The organism is Rhizobium sp. NFR12, from assembly GCF_900108545.1.
Lineage (GTDB): Bacteria > Pseudomonadota > Alphaproteobacteria > Rhizobiales > Rhizobiaceae > Neorhizobium > Neorhizobium soli.
The window spans coordinates 66,124-82,743 of the sequence record NZ_FNWM01000003.1 but is presented as its reverse complement, the minus strand read 5'-3'; the positions used below and the strand labels follow the sequence as shown (position 1 = coordinate 82,743).

At 60.4% G+C, this 16,620-nt stretch carries 16 protein-coding genes and 1 pseudogene; 6 read left to right on the top strand and 11 right to left on the bottom strand.

What is annotated here, in order from left to right; translation table 11 throughout:
- Positions 1 to 60 precede the first annotated feature (60 nt).
- Positions 61 to 567: a DUF427 domain-containing protein gene (locus BLW69_RS13830; protein ID WP_092662723.1), complete on the bottom strand. Its 507-nt coding sequence runs from the start codon at positions 565 to 567 to the stop codon at positions 61 to 63.
- Between the two features lie 584 nt (positions 568 to 1,151).
- On the opposite strand from BLW69_RS13830, the gene BLW69_RS22800 reads away from it, so the two are divergent.
- Entirely contained in the window at positions 1,152 to 1,292 is a 141-nt protein-coding gene (locus BLW69_RS22800; RefSeq protein WP_162759487.1) for a hypothetical protein, read from the top strand.
- 134 nt (positions 1,293 to 1,426) lie between these two features.
- Here BLW69_RS22800 and BLW69_RS13820 read toward each other — a convergent pair whose 3' ends face one another.
- The 8 genes from BLW69_RS13820 to BLW69_RS13785 all read right to left on the bottom strand — a co-directional run bounded on the left by BLW69_RS13820 (position 1,427) and on the right by BLW69_RS13785 (position 10,420).
- Positions 1,427 to 3,112, bottom strand: a complete 1,686-nt coding sequence (locus tag BLW69_RS13820; protein ID WP_092662719.1) for an ABC transporter ATP-binding protein — start codon at positions 3,110 to 3,112, stop codon at positions 1,427 to 1,429.
- Positions 3,109 to 4,053 (bottom strand): acetamidase/formamidase family protein, encoded by a 945-nt coding sequence (locus tag BLW69_RS13815; protein WP_092662717.1) that lies wholly within the window; start codon positions 4,051 to 4,053, stop codon positions 3,109 to 3,111. The genes BLW69_RS13820 and BLW69_RS13815 overlap by 4 nt, the downstream gene beginning before the upstream one ends.
- Before the next feature lie 187 nt (positions 4,054 to 4,240).
- Complete coding sequence (locus BLW69_RS13810) at positions 4,241 to 5,869, bottom strand: ABC transporter substrate-binding protein (protein ID WP_092662715.1); 1,629 nt, start codon at positions 5,867 to 5,869, stop codon at positions 4,241 to 4,243.
- 22 nt (positions 5,870 to 5,891) lie between these two features.
- Positions 5,892 to 6,812 carry an ABC transporter permease gene (locus tag BLW69_RS13805; protein WP_092662713.1) on the bottom strand — a complete coding sequence of 307 codons (921 nt, stop codon included), beginning with the start codon at positions 6,810 to 6,812 and terminating at the stop codon, positions 5,892 to 5,894.
- Entirely contained in the window at positions 6,812 to 7,660 is an 849-nt protein-coding gene (locus BLW69_RS13800) for an ABC transporter permease (protein WP_092662711.1), read from the bottom strand. The genes BLW69_RS13805 and BLW69_RS13800 overlap by 1 nt, the downstream gene beginning before the upstream one ends.
- Positions 7,660 to 8,241 (bottom strand): ANTAR domain-containing response regulator, encoded by a 582-nt coding sequence (locus tag BLW69_RS13795; protein WP_062577661.1) that lies wholly within the window; start codon positions 8,239 to 8,241, stop codon positions 7,660 to 7,662. The genes BLW69_RS13800 and BLW69_RS13795 overlap by 1 nt, the downstream gene beginning before the upstream one ends.
- Positions 8,238 to 9,365 carry a transporter substrate-binding protein gene (locus BLW69_RS13790; RefSeq protein WP_092662709.1) on the bottom strand — a complete coding sequence of 376 codons (1,128 nt, stop codon included), beginning with the start codon at positions 9,363 to 9,365 and terminating at the stop codon, positions 8,238 to 8,240. The genes BLW69_RS13795 and BLW69_RS13790 overlap by 4 nt, the downstream gene beginning before the upstream one ends.
- Positions 9,366 to 9,625: 260 nt before the next feature.
- Positions 9,626 to 10,420 carry a porin family protein gene (locus BLW69_RS13785; protein WP_244508834.1) on the bottom strand — a complete coding sequence of 265 codons (795 nt, stop codon included), beginning with the start codon at positions 10,418 to 10,420 and terminating at the stop codon, positions 9,626 to 9,628.
- 137 nt (positions 10,421 to 10,557) lie between these two features.
- Between BLW69_RS13785 and BLW69_RS13780 the strand changes: the two genes are divergently transcribed.
- Complete coding sequence (locus BLW69_RS13780) at positions 10,558 to 12,048, top strand: metal-dependent hydrolase family protein (protein WP_244508860.1); 1,491 nt, start codon at positions 10,558 to 10,560, stop codon at positions 12,046 to 12,048.
- Between the two features lie 59 nt (positions 12,049 to 12,107).
- On the opposite strand, the gene BLW69_RS13775 is transcribed toward BLW69_RS13780, so the two are convergent.
- Entirely contained in the window at positions 12,108 to 13,745 is a 1,638-nt protein-coding gene (locus BLW69_RS13775) for an alpha/beta hydrolase (protein ID WP_092662703.1), read from the bottom strand.
- 558 nt (positions 13,746 to 14,303) lie between these two features.
- Positions 14,304 to 14,414 (bottom strand): annotated as a pseudogene (locus BLW69_RS22980) (NAD(P)-dependent alcohol dehydrogenase); the annotation flags it as partial.
- On the opposite strand from BLW69_RS22980, the gene BLW69_RS13770 reads away from it, so the two are divergent.
- The 4 genes from BLW69_RS13770 (at position 14,366) to BLW69_RS13755 (ending at position 16,395) form a co-directional block, all read left to right on the top strand.
- Positions 14,366 to 14,704: a LysR substrate-binding domain-containing protein gene (locus BLW69_RS13770; protein WP_244508859.1), complete on the top strand. Its 339-nt coding sequence runs from the start codon at positions 14,366 to 14,368 to the stop codon at positions 14,702 to 14,704. The pseudogene BLW69_RS22980 and the gene BLW69_RS13770 overlap by 49 nt on opposite strands.
- A gap of 282 nt (positions 14,705 to 14,986) precedes the next feature.
- The gene (locus tag BLW69_RS22575) at positions 14,987 to 15,223 is read left to right on the top strand and encodes a hypothetical protein (RefSeq protein ID WP_139283871.1); all 237 of its coding nucleotides are present in this window, start codon (positions 14,987 to 14,989) and stop codon (positions 15,221 to 15,223) included.
- Positions 15,224 to 15,313: 90 nt separating this feature from the next.
- Positions 15,314 to 15,520: a hypothetical protein gene (locus tag BLW69_RS22570; RefSeq protein ID WP_139283869.1), complete on the top strand. Its 207-nt coding sequence runs from the start codon at positions 15,314 to 15,316 to the stop codon at positions 15,518 to 15,520.
- A gap of 566 nt (positions 15,521 to 16,086) precedes the next feature.
- On the top strand, positions 16,087 to 16,395 hold the full coding sequence (locus tag BLW69_RS13755) for an AAA-type ATPase lid domain-containing protein (protein ID WP_092662695.1): 309 nt from the start codon (positions 16,087 to 16,089) through the stop codon (positions 16,393 to 16,395).
- Positions 16,396 to 16,620 lie beyond the last annotated feature (225 nt).

Genomic DNA, 16,620 nt, shown 5'->3' with positions numbered 1-16,620 from the left:
TCTATCGGTCTGCAGCGTCGCTGGTACATCGCAAGCCCATTGAACGTTATCTGGCCCCATTCACCAACGCTCTGTCCCAGGCGGACCTTTGAACGGGCCAGCAACGGCTGAGGTGATCCAGCCGCCGTAGAACGTCCCGGCTTGGGGCACAACGGCCTCGTCGTCTACGAGGCACAAGTCCATGGCCTTTGGGTAGAAGGCTATGAAACTCTTAATCAGGGCAAAGGATGTCGTGGGATGCGCATAGGCCCAGGCTGCGTTCCTGCTCGTTTTGTCGCCCGATTGAATATCGAAATAGCGCGCCTGTCCTTTCCACTCGCAGATCGACCTGCTGCTGCTCTCAAGCAGCATAGAGAGATCTACGTCGGCGGGCGGAAAATAATAGGTCGGCGGATGGCTTGTTTCGATCGTGCGCACTGCGGCCGTCGTCTCCGCGAGAACGCGGCCGTTGTAGATGATTTTCAAATGATTGCGCACAGGCTGGGCGATGCTCGGCCTCGGGAAAGACCAGACACTCTCCTGCCCGGGCAGGCATGGGTCTGGAACGGGATAAGTAAGTGTAGCCATGATGTCCTCCAGTCCGTGCCAGGATGCATCAGCGACGGTAATTTACAAGGGCGGAAGGACGACATGGCTGGTCCTCGCAATCGGCCGTCTCAACAAACATTCAACCTGCGCCGCAGCCGCCGGCGCATTTCAACAAGATGCTGGGCGAGCGCGCCGACACATCAGCTGATGAGAAGGTTATTATCAACGACATTGCTCACATACAGGCTAAAACAAACCCGGTCGTCGCTCAGATAATCTCTATTGTCCGCAACGGGAACAGTGCAGACGCTTAAGTCCTGCTGATGCAAAAGGCCCGCCCATACTTCGTGGAATGGCTGGCCGCAATCAACCGCTTCATCGACTAACAGGAGACACAGAACAAGACGATCGGTGCTGATGTCTCGGAGGCTGCCGGCAGCTTTCCCTACCTGCAGATGATCGGACTTGGATCTGCACTGGTTCTCGCCGCCCTCTCAATCTGGGCCGTCATCGCCAGCGTCACCGTCCCCCTCAACGCGATTGCAAAGGCAATACGCTCGCTAGCGCACCGCAACGTCGATTTCTTGATATATAGCGAAGGCAGATCAGACGAAATCGGCGCGATGGCCTCAACCGTCGCGATCTTCCGCGACAAGGCCCGCGAACGCAGTCGTCTCGAAGAAGAGGCCTCCGCGAACCGCCCCATGTCGGAACAGGAGAGAATGGAGCGGGAGAAGCGCCGAGCGGTTCAAAGCGACTTCTGAGACCGTAGGGCGTTGGTGCGCGGATCAGCAAATATGCGAAAGTCGAGGTTAGATGAGGCGATTGCCTGGTTGCTCCGTCAAGGGTTGGCAACGGACCCGCATCGAGGTCAGGCAATCCACGAATACGCGTCGCCTTAACTGTGATGGCGACGCGCAGCGGGATCGGGGATCGGGACGGCAGCCATCAACGCCCGCGTATAGTCGTTCTTCGGCTGTTCGAAGACGTCGCGGCGGCGGCCCATCTCGACGATAGACCCGCCGCGCATCACCGCGACATTGTGGGACATGCGCTCGATCACCGCCATGTCGTGGCTGATGAACAGATAGGCGATCCCCATCGTCTCCTGCAGTTCCAGCATCAGGTCGAGCACGCGCGCGCGCACCGAGACATCGAGCGCCGCAACGCTTTCGTCGGCGACGATGAGCTTGGGTTCGAGAGCCAGCGCCCGGGCGATGCAGATGCGCTGGCGCTGGCCGCCTGAAAACTCGTGCGGATACCGGCTGGCAGCCTCCGGCGGCAGCCCGACGCGGCGAAGCAGGTCTGCGACCCGGTCCTGCCGCTCGGTTCTGTTGCCGATACCGTGGATGACCATTGGTTCGGCGATCGCCCGCCCGACCGCCATGCGCGGATCGAGCGAGGCGTAGGGATCCTGGAAGATCATCTGCGCCGACCGGCGCACCGCCTGCATATCACGCTGGCTGAGCATGCCGATCTCGCGGCCGTCGATCATCACCTGGCCGGTGAAGGGAATGAGCCCGAGGACGGCCTTTCCGGTGGTCGATTTGCCCGATCCGCTTTCGCCGACCAGACCCAGCGTCTCGCCGGGCAGGATATCGAAGGCGACGTCGCTGACCGCATTCACCGGCGGCTTGCCCTTGAAAATCCGGCCGGCGACGCTGCCATAGCTGACGCCGAGATCGCGGACATTGAGGACAGGCGACCGATCGGGCGCGGGAAGCGGCTGCTTCGGTTCGGCCGAGACACGCGGCGGACCGTCGGTTCCCGCATGCGCACCAAGGATCGGCACGGCGGCCAGCAACTGCTGCGTATAGGCCGCCTGCGGCCGGTGGAAGATATCGATGACACCGCCCTGCTCGACGATCCCGCCGTTCTGCAGGATGACGACGCGGTCGGCCATTTCCGCCACAACACCCATGTCGTGGGTGATCATAATGATCGAGGTGTCGAACTCGCGCTTCAATTCGCGCATCAGCTTCAGGATCTGCGCCTGCACCGTCACATCGAGCGCGGTTGTCGGCTCGTCGGCGATCAACACTTTCGGCCGGCAGGACAGCGCCATGGCGATCATCACCCGCTGCCGCATGCCGCCGGAAAGCTCGTGCGGGAACTGTTTCATCCGGCGCGCCGGTTCGGTCATATTTACCGCGTCGAGCATCTTGAGCGCCACGGCGTCCGCATTGTCTCGGCCCTGATGCTCGCGGATCGCTTCGGTCAGCTGCGTGCCGATCGAGATCACAGGATTGAGCGAGGTCATCGGCTCCTGGAAGATCATGGCGATATCGCCACCCCGCACCGCGCGCATCGCCCGGTCGGAAAGCGATGTCAGGTCGCGATCGCCGAGCAGGATCTTGCCCGAGGTCACCGTCAGCGAGGCCTTCGGCAACAGCCCCATGATCGACAGCGAGGTGACTGATTTGCCCGACCCGGATTCGCCGGCGATGCAGAGCGTTTCGCCCGCTGCCAGATCGAAACTTACATTTCGCAGAACCGGCTTACGCCCCTCGGGCGTTCGCGCATCGACATCGAGATCGCGGACGCTGAGGATCGGCATTGTCGCTTTGGCGGAATGCTCGTTCACGCGAAGACGATCCGCGGGAAGTAGAACGAGACCACCCAGTTTGGCGCATCGACAATCTCGCTGATCCTGAGATCGCCGCAGACGGAACAAAGCATATAGGCATCGACCGGGTTCAACCCATGCTCGACGGTCAGCAGATCGATCATCCGCATGACGCTTTCGCGCGCACCCGTCATCAGGTCCGGCCCGATGCCGGTCGTGACTTCGTATCCGGCGCCGTCGAGATGGCGGGTCACCGGCTCGGTCACGGTGAAGCGCGGCGACTGGAGCTTTGCATCCTTAACCAGCTCGATGGTCGCCTCGACATTCATCTGGCTTTCGATCGCCGTGCCGCAGACCTCGCCGTCGCCCTGGGCGGCATGCGTATCGCCGATCGAGAACAGCGCACCCTCGACTTCAACCGGCAGGTAGAGCGTCACGCCGGCCGACAGGTCGCGAATATCGAGATTGCCCCCGACCCGGCGCGGCGGCACGACCGAATGAGTGCCCGGTTCGGCAGGAGCGACACCGATCGTCCCGGCAAACGGCTTCAGCGGCACCCGTCCACCGGGGCCGAATAGCGACGGCGCCATGGTGGTGGTATCATAGGTCCAGACATGCAGCGCCGGGTCCTTGAACTGGTCGGCCAGAAGACCGAAGCCCGGAATGTTGGCCGTCCAGCCGACGCCTGACGGAATGAACTTGCGCAGCGTGACCTTCAGCGCGTCACCGGGCTTGGCGCCTTCCACATAAACAGGTCCGGAAACAGGATTGATCTTTCCGAAATCGAGACTGTTCAGCGTCTCCAGCGTCGCATCGCGACCGAGCTGGCCGCCGGAGGAGTCTAGGCACTCGAAATGGATCGTCTCGCCCGATTTCGCGACCACGGCCGGTTCGAAATCCTTGTTCCAGCCGAAATTATGCTGAGCGCGGTGAATGGTGTGGGTACAGGCTATGCACATGAATGTTCTCCCTGGTATCTTTTGGTAGCAAGTCCCCTCCCCGACCCCTCCCCACAAGGGGAGGCGGCTAGCCTGCCGCTACGTCCGCGATCGAAACTAGAAGACGTCGCGGATTTTCTCCCCCCTTGTGGGGGAGATGGCCGGCAGGCCAGAGGGGGTATCGGCCTCAAGCGAAGGCCGAAAGCGTCTACTGCTTCACGAAGATCGCGTCGTAATTGATGACGCGGGTCGGATCGATGTAGATGTTGTCGGCACCGCCCATGCGCAGCGACTTGGCGACGACGCGGCGCTCGTTGATCACAGGAACCCATGGCGCATCGGCCATGATGTCGGTGAAGACCTTGCCCCAGGCAGCGGTACGCTCGGCAGCCTTTGCCGGATCGGACATCGAATCTGCCGCAACGGCGCGGGCATCGAGATCCTTGTTGCAGTACCAGGACCAGTTCCAGCCGCCCTGTACGGCACCGGCACAGCCGAGGATCGGGCCGTAGAAGTTCGACGCATCCGGGAAGTCGGCGATCCAGGCCATGCCGCCCGACCAGATCATCGGCGCTTCGCCTTCCGTGCCGCCGGCAGCAATCACGTTCGCCTGTGCAAGAGCCCGGATTTCGGCCTTGACGCCGATCGCTGCCAGATCCTGCTGGATGGCCTGGGCAATGCGTGGCTGCGGATCGGTATTCGTCGAGTAGAGCACCGTCTCGAAACCGTCGGTGAAGCCCGCTTCCGCAAGCAGCGCCTTGGCTTTCGCGACGTCGTAGGCATAACCCGTAAACGACTTGTCGTAACCGGGCATCAGCGGCGGCAGCGGCTGGTTGGCGGGCGTGGCGCGGCCGTTGAGGATACGCGCGACCCGCTCCTTGTTGACCGCCATGTTGAGAGCCTGACGCACCTTGACGTTGTCGAACGGCTTCATCTTGGTGTTGAGCGTGATGTAGCCGGTATGCAGCTGCGCGCCGTCGACAATGATCTGAGCGCCGTCGGGCGAGTTCTTGATTTCCAGGAACTTTGCCGGCGGGATGCCGTCACCGGCGATATCGACCTCGCCTTTCTGTAGACGCAGCAATGCGACGAGAGGTTCCTGGCCAACCTCCACGGTGAATTTGTCGATATGCGGCACGTTCTTGACGTAATAGGCCGGGTTCTTCTCGAACACGAGACGCTGACCGATCGTCCATTCCTTCAGAGTGAACGTACCGGAGCCGACAGGGCTCTTGCCGAAATCACCACCGGCTGCCTCGACGGCTTCCTTCGGCACGACCGAGGCGAAGTTGATGGCGAGCACGTGCAGGAAGGTCGCATCCGGACGCGACAATTTGAACACGACCGTGCCGGCATCCGGCGTCTCGATGCCCGACAATGTCGTCGATTTGCCGCCCGTTACGTCCTCGAAGCCATTGATGGCGCCGAAGAAGCCGGCACCGGGGCCTTGCGTCTTCGGATCGACGGCACGCTCGATCGAGTATTTGACGTCGGAGGCGACGACTTCGCGACCGTTCGAGAATTTTACGCCCTTGCGGAGCTTGAACGTGTAGGTCAGCCCGTCCGGAGCGACCTCAAAGCTTTCGGCGAGCGACGGCACCGGGTTCGGCGTGCCCGGCTCGTAATCCATCAGGCGCGAATAAAGGCTCTTGATCATCGACCAGTTGACCCAGTCGTAACCGATCGCCGGATCGAGCGTGGTGATGTCGTCCTTGTAGGTGACGACGATATCGCCGCCCTGCTGCGGTGAGCCCTGCGCCATTGCGGACATGGTGCCCACGGGGGTGATTGCCACCATGGTTGCAACGGTTGTGTTTCGAAGCCAGCGTTTGAACATGTCGTTCCCCTTTTTGTTGCTGTCAGCGGGTTCTAATGCGCGGGTCGATGACCGGCGCGATAAGGTCTGCAACGAGGTTGCCGAGAATGATGGCGAGCGCAGAGGTGAGCGTGACGCCCATGATGATCGGAATATCCACCTGCTGGATCGCCTGCCAGGCCAGCTGGCCGATGCCCGGCCAGCCATAGACGGCCTCGACAACGACGACACCGCCCATGAACTGACCGATGTCGATGCCGATCATGGCGATGACCGGAAGCACCGCATTGGGCAGCGCATGGCGCAAGGTGATGCGGCGCGACGACAACCCTTTGGCGCGCGCCGTGCGAACGTAATCCTGGTTCAGCACGTCGATCATTGCCGAGCGGACCATGCGGGCATACCAGCCGGCACCGAGCACGCCGAGCGTGGCGGCCGGCAGAACCACATGGGAGGACGTGCCGTAGCCGCTCATCGGAAACCAGCCGAGCGTCGCGGCAAACACATAGAGCAGCAGCAGCGCCACCACGAATTGCGGCGCCGACACGCCGACAAAGGACGCCATCATCACCAGCCGGTCGACGAAACCGCCGCGCCGGACGGCAGCGATCGTTCCAAGCGTCAGCCCGAGCATCACTTCGACGACGATGCCGGAAAACATCAGCGTCAGGGTGGCCGGCAGCCGCGCCATAATCAGCGTCGCGACTTCGGTCTTCTGCGCATAGGATCGACCGAGATTGCCCTGCAGCAGGTTGGACAGATAGGACCAGAACTGCACCGGCAACGACTGGTCGAGGCCGAGTTCTCGGCGAATGTTGGCGACCGTCTGCGCCGTTGCGCTGCGGCCGGCAATCATCCGGGCCGGATCCGCCGGCAGGGCGTAGAGCAGCACGAAGGTGATCGCCGCGACCCCGAGCAGGATCAGAGCCATCTGCACGAGGCGCCGGAGAAAGAGCATCGCCATCAGCCTCGTCCCCGCTGCGTCGGATCGAGAATGTCGCGAAGGGCGTCACCGACGAGGTTGAAGGAGAGTGCCGTCAAAAGGATGATCGCGCCGGGGAAGAACACCAGCCATGGTGCCGCCTGGAAGTAGCTCTGGCTCTCGAAGATGATATTGCCCCAGGACGGCTGCGGCGGCTGCACACCGATCCCGAGGAAGGACAGCGTCGCTTCGAGAAGCACGGTCGTCGCGATGCCGAGCGTGCCCCAGACGATCGCTGTCGGCATCAGATGCGGCAGGATATGCAGGAACAGGATCCGCCCGTGACCGGCGCCGAGCGAGCGTTCGGCCATGATGAAGTCGCGCTCCACCAGCCCGCGGGTTTCGGTATAGATGATGCGGGCCACCTGCACCCAGTTGACCAGCGCGATCACCATCGCGACGATCCAGAGGCTCGGGCGAAGCAGGGCGGCCAGCACGATCGCCAGCAGCAGCGCCGGAAACGCCATCATCAGATCGGTAAACCGCATCAGGAGCGTGCCGAAGAAGCCGCGCACATAGCCGGCCACGATGCCGACGAACAGCCCGATCGTAACAGCCACGCCATTGGCGACGAGCCCGATGATCAGCGATGTGCGGGCGCCGTAGAGAAGACGCGAGAACAGGTCCCGGCCAAGCGTGTCGGTGCCGAGCAGGAACGGTCCGCCCGGCGGCAGCGGCGCACCTTCGAGCGAAAGCCCGTCGAACATCTGGTTGTCAGGATCGAACGGCGCGATCATCGGCGCGGCGAGCGCTGCAATGACGACCGTCAAGACGATGAGAACGCCGAACAACGCGACCGGCTGCCTCAGAAGCTCTTTCATCACCCGCATCAGATTGCCTCCGGGAGCGGTTCGGCGCCTGCGACGATAAAGGCAGCGATCTGCTCCATCGGCAACCGGCGGCGCATCGCGCATTCGCGCAGCGTCCGATAGGCCTGATCCTCGCCGATTGCATGCGAGACCATCAGACGCTCGACCGCCGCATAGACCAGCGGCCTCAGGCGCGAGCGCTCCTCCAGATGCCGAATGCGATCCTGTGCTTCCTCGCGCTCCTGTTGGATGGACAGCGCCATGACAAGCGCGGGATAGACGGCGGAACTGGCGACGGGCTTGGCGATGATGGCGCCCGCCCCTTGCGACAGCGCCCAGGCAATGCGACCGGGCGCTTCCGATCCGAGCAGTGCCACGACAGGGCGAAGCGGCGCCTGCCTGTCGAACGGCAGGAGATCGTCCCAGCCTTGGTCCGCATCGACCATGACGATGTCGGGCAGATCGCCTGAAGACAGCGGCGCCCACTGGACATTTGCCTCGACACCGAGCAGCCGAAGCTGGCGCACGAGCTTTTCGGTATTGCCGTCTTCGCGGTGCAGGATCGTGACCTTTGAGCCGGCGAAAGTCGGGGTCTGCCTCATGACACCACCCGCAGTCTCGGCTGCAGACGGTTGCCGCCGGTGAGATAAGGATCTGCCGCAAGCGGCGGCCGCGATGCAATCACGTCGAAACCGTTGTTGCCGTTGATGCGCCCGAGATGGAAGGGCAGCGCCGCATGGTTGGTTTCGGCATCGATGGCAAGCGGCCCGAACAGGCTCGGCCATGGCTGGCGGCTGAGCTGCTGCCGCACGGCCCGCGGATCGTCGGTACTCGCCGCCGAAATTGCCGCAAGTGCGAGTTTGACCGCCGTGTAGGCGCTCGCAAAGACACTCGACACCCGGCGCTCGCCGAACCTCGCATGAACATTCCGCTTGAAGCGCGCGTTTTCGGACGTCGCCAGCGTATCGAAATAGGAGGCGGCGCAAAGCTGCCCCGTGGCAGCACCCGGCGCGATATCGACAAGCTCGCATTCCATCAGATCGCAGCTTACGACCGGGCAGACCTCAGGCCGAAACGCAGGATCCCTGTCAGCCAGCGCCCGCATCGCGGCCAGAAACGCATAGCTCGAAGGCCCGATAAGGTTGTTCAGAATGAAACTTGGACGCCGCTGCTCGATCTCCGCGATGATCCGTTCGACGGCGGTTTCATCAAGCGGCAGGTAACGCTCACCGAGAACCTCGCCGCCGGCACTGCCCACCAGTTCGCGCGCCAGCCGGTTCATTTCCCAGCCCCAGACATAGTTGGCGCCGACCAGATAGGGCCGCTTGCCATAGCGCGGGATGAGATACTCGAACAGCGGCAGGAGGTGCTGGTTCGGACAGCCGCCGAGATAGATGACGCTCTCATTGGCCTCGAACCCCTCGTAGGGGCACATGTACCAGAGAAGACCGTCATGCTTTTCGATCAGCGGCAGGACTTCCTTGCGGGCAGCCGAAGTGATGGTGCCGACGATGTGGCGGCATCCCTGTCTTAGCAGATCGCGGGCACCATCCAGATAGGCGGCAAGATCCGCGTGGGGATCGAAGAACAGAGCATCGACGCCGCCATCAGACACGTCGCCGAATTCGGCAATCGCGAGATCGGCACCGTCGCGCGCGTCCCGCCCCATCGACCCATAGGGTCCGGTTGTCGAAAAGAGAATGCCAATCCTGATCGGGTCGCTCATGCGGGTGCACCAAAACCAAAAAACCCCACAACGCAGATCCCGCACGGGGCGGGGCGATGTGAGGCGAAGCTGCCTGGAGACAATCGAAGTCATGTGATGCGGCGGCGCATGCCTATTCCGCGAGCTTGAGTAAAATACAGGCAGCACTGCGTTGTCAAGTGCGACGGGTCTTCGACTTCGGGATCGCACGCTGTCTGCTGGACATCCAGACGTCCTCGCTGACTTGATCTCGGATGCAGATCACAGGGATCGAGACACCGTCAGAAACGCATGGATAAGCCCAATACCGGGCCATGCTGGGTAACGTCCCAGCGAAATTTGTTTCCGGTGAAATCGTCCGTTTCGTAGTCTTGCGAAAGCACACGATACCCAACGCGCAAAATCGTTGGATGATTAAACATGTAGGTCCGGTATCCGAGATAGGCCTGGGCATTTATTGCGAGCTTCGAACCAATATCGAACCCGCCAATGTCGGCTTCGCCGGCTAGGTTCCACCGGTCGGAAAGGTCTGTGCTCAGACGCATGCCCACGAACGGGTCAAGCCAGTCCGCAGACTTGTTTGCCGAGGTGAAGCCTGCATCAGCATGCGCTTCGAGTTTTGTCCAACGGATGCCGACCGTAGGCTCGACGGTGAAATGCCGCGGTTCACCAAACACCGTGTCGCCCCCAAGTGCGAGGTCGTAGACGCGGTAGTAAGCGCCGGCTGCCAGAATAGTCGTCTTGATCTTCAAGCCGACCTCGAAGTCGGCGAGATCCTCGTCCTGGCTCGTCTGAACGTACTGTCCATCAAAGTAGAAGCCGAAAAGTCCGTTCGTCACTTCGACATTGCCCATGGCCGCAAGATCGAGGTGTTTGAAAATATCCGAAAACGGAATATCGACATTGCTGTCCAAACCTGCCAGCGACGCATCGCCATCCAGGGACGCAGCCCAGACATAGGGACTGACGATGATGCTCCATTCACGGTCAGCAAGTAGATCAGTCGCCTGATCTTCGGCGGATGCCGGAAGCGACAATGCGAGCGTAATTCCGGCCGCGAGAACGATGTTGTACAACATAGGTTTCTCCCATCGGAACCTGTGCGTACTTCCACGATATCACTATAGTTTTTGCTTGCAAGCAGTGGTTATTCACGCGTAACCTATTTCGACTTTTCGTGGAAAACTGAATGCGGGCGTATGCTTGTGTCGTGATGCTCGCGGAGGGGGGAAGCATGAGATTTCGGTTTGGCACCAAGTACGACCATCTCACCAGCGACCTGCCGTGCAAATGTTGCGATCCCGTATTGCAGACGCTCACGCACCGAATGAATGGCGATCTCCGGCGCCGCGGATTTTTCGTCGGCGCCGCTGCGATGCTGGCGGGGTTCGGGCTGGCGGGTCTGCCGAGCGCCGTGCAGGCTCAAGCAACGCCGACAAAAGCCGTGTTGTTCGAAAATGTGCGCATATTCGACGGTATGTCGGAAACATTGTCCAATCCATCCAATGTGCTGGTGATCGGAAACCGGATAACGTCGATTTCACCGTCACCGATCCAGATTCCAGCCGACCTTTCCGTCACGCGAATAGCGGGCGGCGGGCGAACGCTGATGCCGGGCATGATCGACGCGCATACCCACATCATGTTTGCGACGGTTCCCCAATTGGCCGTCCTGACGTCTGATATCGGCTTCATCAATGTCGCGGCAGTGAAGGCGGCCAACGACACCTTGATGAGGGGGTTCACCACAATTCGCGATATGGGCGGCCCCTGCTTCGGGTTGAAGCGCGGCATCGATGCCGGGCTCGTTCCCGGGCCCAGGATCTGGCCATCGGGTGCGTTCATTTCGCAAACGGGTGGCCACGGCGACTTCAGGCTTCCGATCGACCTCCCCGCGCGGCCGGACGATTTCACCTACAGTGAGCGTGTGGGCGGCTCGGCCATTGCCGACGATCCCGGCACGGTCCGAAAGCGCGCCCGCGAACAACTGGCACTCGGCGCGTCGCAGATCAAGATCATGGCGGGTGGAGGCGTGTCATCCGCGTTCGACCCGCTCGATGTGACGCAGTTCACGCTTGAGGAAATGGAAGCGGGCGTCGGCGCTTCGGAGAACTGGGGGACCTACGCGACGGTTCATGCCTATACGCCAAAAGCAGTCGCCCAGGCGGTCGCCGCTGGCGTTCGGTGCATAGAGCATGGCAACCTGCTCGACGACGAGACGGTGGCCCTGCTCGCGGAAAAAGGTATCTGGTGGTGCCTACAGCCCTTTCTGGACGATCAGGACGCAACGCCCTTTGCCGAGGGGTCGCCAAACAGACGCAAGCAACTGCAGATGTTTTCCGGCACCGACGCCGCCTACGCGCTTGCCAAGAAGCACAAGGTCAAGACGGCCTGGGGTACCGACACGCTGTTCGATGATAAGGCAGCCGCGCGGCAGGGTGCACAACTCACAAAACTCACCCGCTGGTACAAGCCTGCCGAAATCCTGAAGATGGCGACGGGGGACAATGGCCAGCTACTCGCGCTCTCCGGCCTTCGGAGCCCTTACGAAGGGAAGCTGGGCGTGGTTCAGGAAGGCGCACTCGCCGACTTACTGCTGGTCGACGGCGACCCGATTGCGGACATCGCCTTAATCGAGGACCCGGCGAAAAACTTCCTTGTGATCATGAAGGATGGGCAGTTGAACAAGAACATTGCTGCGTAGATCAGTTCGTCCTCTGGCCGTCCCCTCCCACGGAGATTATTGGATCACGCCGAAATCGGTCACTTGGCAAACCGCGCCTTGAGTTGCTCGACCACCGAGTGATCCATATTGGGCGGATCGGTCAATGCGATCCAACTGTCGATGTAGTCCTCCGGTGCATAGACGTGGCCAAACCCCATTGGCGATGTTGTGCCGATCGCCATGTCAAATGTCAGTTGCAGCATGGTCACCACGGGAAACCACCTGAGCCGCGGCGAGACATCCGGGCCTCTTTCCCCCTTCATCCAATCCGGCTCCTTGAACAACGAAGCAGTTTCAAAAAAGACGATCGGGTCACTGGCATATTGCAAGTAGACAAACCGTATCGGTCCCCAGGACGCATCAAACTGGACAGGAGGGGATGCTTGGTTCGCAAAGCGCACCAAGGAACCGTCGCGAAACCTGGGAAGCCACGCAGGCGAAAGGTCTTGCCGCTGATCTGTGATTGTGCGCCATCTTTGACTGCGGAATGGGGGACCGGTCCAAAGTGCTCCCTGGAACGGATCGGCCACAACATCATAGATGTCCGTCGATAGCTGCGAATTGAGCGCACCGAGGCTCAAGCCATACAGATAAAGCTTCGGCCGCCGTTCACGCGGAAGCGTTTTCCAGTGGCTGTAGACTTCGGTGAACAATGCCCTCGCCGCAGCCTGACCATTGTCCGGCTCCACCATCAAAGACAACCAGCTCGCAAGATAGGAATATTGGAGCGCGACGCTCGCCACATCGCCGCGGTGAAGAAACTCGAGCGTGTCCATGGCGGCTGGATCAACCCATCCGGTTCCTGTCGGGACGATAATGACGAGGATCGACCGATCGAAACCGCCCTGTCGCTGAAGCTCTCTCAGGGCGAGCGCGGCTCTTGCTTCCACCGTCTCGCCGTTGTTGAGCCCGACATAGGCGCGGATCGGCTTTTCGGCTGTCTGCTGCCAGAACGCGCCGACGTCGGGCGCAGTGGGGCCAGAGCTGACAAAACGGCGCCCTTGCAGTCCAAGGCCCTCCCACGAAACCAGTGAAGATGCACTCCCGGTTTTCGCCTGGTCGGTCGGTGCAGGAGTGTCGTCGTCAATCAGGGCATCAACTTGCTGGAACGAGGCATCCGTTGCGTCCAGCGCCCATCGCAGCAGCAGCCCCTGCCCGGCAGTCCAGAACAACAGGGCGGCCAGTGTTACGCCTAGGGCGTTCGCCACCCGTCGAGGAACGTACCTGTTGATCCACCCCGAAAGACCGCGAGCCGCAAGCTGAAAGACACGTCCTGTAAAGAGCAGCACGGCGAAGGCGAGGATGGCAACGGCAGCCAGTTTCAAAGGTTCAGCGCTATCGAGCGCATCCATGCCCCAAAGCAGGCGAATGGAATTTTGCCATTCGACCGCGTGCCAGAGAAAAACACCCAGGATGGCAATGGCAGCGATGAGGAATGCGACCTTCAGGGGTCGTTCCCTGTTCGAGGCGCGAGGAAGTTCCAGGTAGCGCCAAAGCCAAGCCACTGCCACGCCCGCCATATAGCCCACGGCGGCGCAGACGCCCGAAAGCGCTCCTTGTACCAGGTAAGACCGAGGCAAGAGACTTGGAGTGAGAGAGGCAGCAAAGAAAACAAGCGCGATGAACGTGCCTGTGTGGGACAAAGAACCAAGAAAACGTCGGACCATTTGGTACATCAAACCGCTCCTAACCGGAGTTTCGCTACCCATAGCATCCCATCGCGGGAAATCGTCGCCGGCATCATTGCCCTATGCTCAAAGCTGATTTTGCGGTGCGTGCTCGAAGGCGTCGACACCCAATAGGAGATGGCTGTTCTTGCTGCCCTCAAGCCGCATCTGATCAAGTGATACCTGTTCGGACTGCCCATGAGCGATAGGGATGCCAGCCAACTCATCGAAAGTCAGCAGCAATCAAATGCAAATCAAACAGCATTACAAATCCAGTCAGCTCGAGGGATCAAGATTTGAACCCTTCACTGGATCCGACAGCGTAGTCTCCCCGTTTCAGAAGCGGAGACAAGTGTTTCACAGAGCTATTGGCGGCTTGTCATCGAATGCGCAGCGAACGACTGGTTACGGGATTTAGGTCCAAGGTCGCGAATGACCGATTGGCGGGGCGCGGAGATTATTCCCGCATGCGGCCCGAAGCGTCTACCGGCGATCGTAGCGGTGTGCCGCTACGATCGGTTTTTGAGACATTGATACAGGTGATCCGACTGCTGACTGCGGCATCTTCTATTCGGCTACGTCGATGACGATTTTCCCAAATGCTCCTCGATCCAAATGGTCGAAGGCCGCTGGAAGATCGGCCAGAGAATAGCAGGAATCCACCACAGGGACGAGCCCTGTACCCATGGCGGTTCGAAGGTGCCGATGGCGTCCTCGATGTTGATGTCGAGAACGTCGTTACCGTCAACGATACGGAGCTACTCCTTTCAGCAGCTCGCGAGGGACTTGGACTGGCTTACCTCATCGAGGACCTGGTGGAACCCTATTTGAAAACTAACGAACTCAAGCGAGTGCTCGAACCGGCTTGCAAGCTCTTCCCGGGATTCTATCTCTACTACTCGGAACGCTCTCACATGGCCGCATCTGTTCGGGCATTCATCGATTTCATGAAAGCCAGGAGCTCTTAGACGATCGGCCGATGCGAGAGATTGCTTCCCAGCCTTTCGGAAGGAGGCAACCGGTAATTCGCCGTTTTGACCCGACCGCATCGCGCGACATTGAGGAAGATGGTGTTGACCGACGGAGGGAAAGGCAGGATGGCGGAAAATGAGTTTGCGATAGACCAATGTCATACACACGCCTTCTGCGATCAATCTCTCGCTCTGAGCACGAAAGGACACGCTCGACGGTTTAGGCGCTATGAAGGTGATCCGGTTGCTGGTAGCACGTTGCATCACATAGGAATGATCATGACCCTGGACGAAACAAACCAAATTATCGTCAACGCTTTTAAGAATAACAAGTTTGGCGTATCACCGACTTCGACACGCGGTGCTGTGCAAAACTTTTCGAAGAAGCATGGCCTCGAAGGTGCCGAATTCACAGAGGCCCTCGCTTCAGCGATCGCAAGCGGCCTTATCGCACCCATGGCGGACTCAGCGCTCACAATTAGAAATGCCGGCCGAGCCATGCTGCCTGCGCGCTAATCCTGTCTTCTTATCTTCTGGTGCGGGCAAGGCTGCCACTTGGGATAGGTGGGAGTGGTCTGATGAATACCCGTTTGCTGGAAGTCGGATGTGAACGACCATTTCGCGATGATCACGCCGTCGGGCAGTAAGCGGGTGATCGACTTAAAGCAGGCGCAACCACGATCGGAGGTCGTCGAGGACGCGGCGGTGTGTCTCGACCGCTCCAAGGACCTGGTGGATGCTCTTCCTGAGCGAGACTTGTGTTCTCAATTTCCACCGTCTGATCCCGCTTTGTGGTGGCCGAAAGCCTCTTGAAAAGCCGGCAGCACCGACGAAAGGAACTAAAATCGCGCAACAGCCGTTCTTCAAGTGAATAGAAGATCGGTTCTCAGATGCGCAACGTCGCCAAGCTCGCCTCCATCGTCTCCTTCAGCGGTCTCATGTTTGCCGCTTTCGTGGCCCCTGCCAATGCGTTTCAGTTCCCCGAGCCCCAGGCGAACGCAGAAGCTTTCGGTGGGAACTCGGCCTCGGCATATGCCGAGAATGGACAAGGTTTGGCGACCGCGAATTCCTCCAAGCTGACGCCGAGCGAAGTCCGACATATTACATGGTGCGCCGCCCGGTATCGGCTGAGCTACGATGCAGTCAATGACGTCCACATCGGCGGAGGCGGCGTCCAGTCGAAGTGTATATCTCCCAGATAACGTATTACCGGCACCTTGACGGCTGACTTCCTGCCTGATGGGTTTTATCCAGACCTTTTTCTTTGCTGCCAACAAGGCATGACGGACGCGTTATCCCACGTCGCGACATCTACAGTCGACGCATGATGGCAGCACGAATTAGTCGCGGCCGTCCTAGCGGAACTGGCCGCCCATCTGATGTCTGGCATCATTGCGAACAGTAGCGTCGAGATCGATCTGGGCATTCTCCGGATTAGCGTAGCCGCCTATCTCGATCTGAAGCAGGCCGTGCAGAACCCGGAGTTTCGGGAGGACCTCTTCTTCCGTCTGGCGGTCCTCCCAATCGAGTCGGTGCCTCTGCGGGACCTGAGGGAAGACATTCCCCTCATCGCCCAGCGTTTTATGGGACGGCAGAGCGTCGCCCACCGGCGCGAGTTGACGCTGTCGAACGCCAACCTCCAGACTCTGCAGCGATATGCCTGGCCGGGCAATGTCCGCGAGTTTTAGAACGCGATCGAACGGGCCTCCATTTTGTCACAGCAGAGCCGCATTGATTTTGCCTTCGCGGACGCTCCCGCACCCGGAGCGCAGCCGCGACCGTCCGGGCGGCTGGAGCGGTCCTCACGGAAGCCGAGATGCGCCGGCAAGACTGGGACAACATCGGCAATGCCTGCAGCGTTGCGGCCGCAAGGTTTTTGGGAAAGGGGGGCCCCGAACTCCTGGACATGAAGC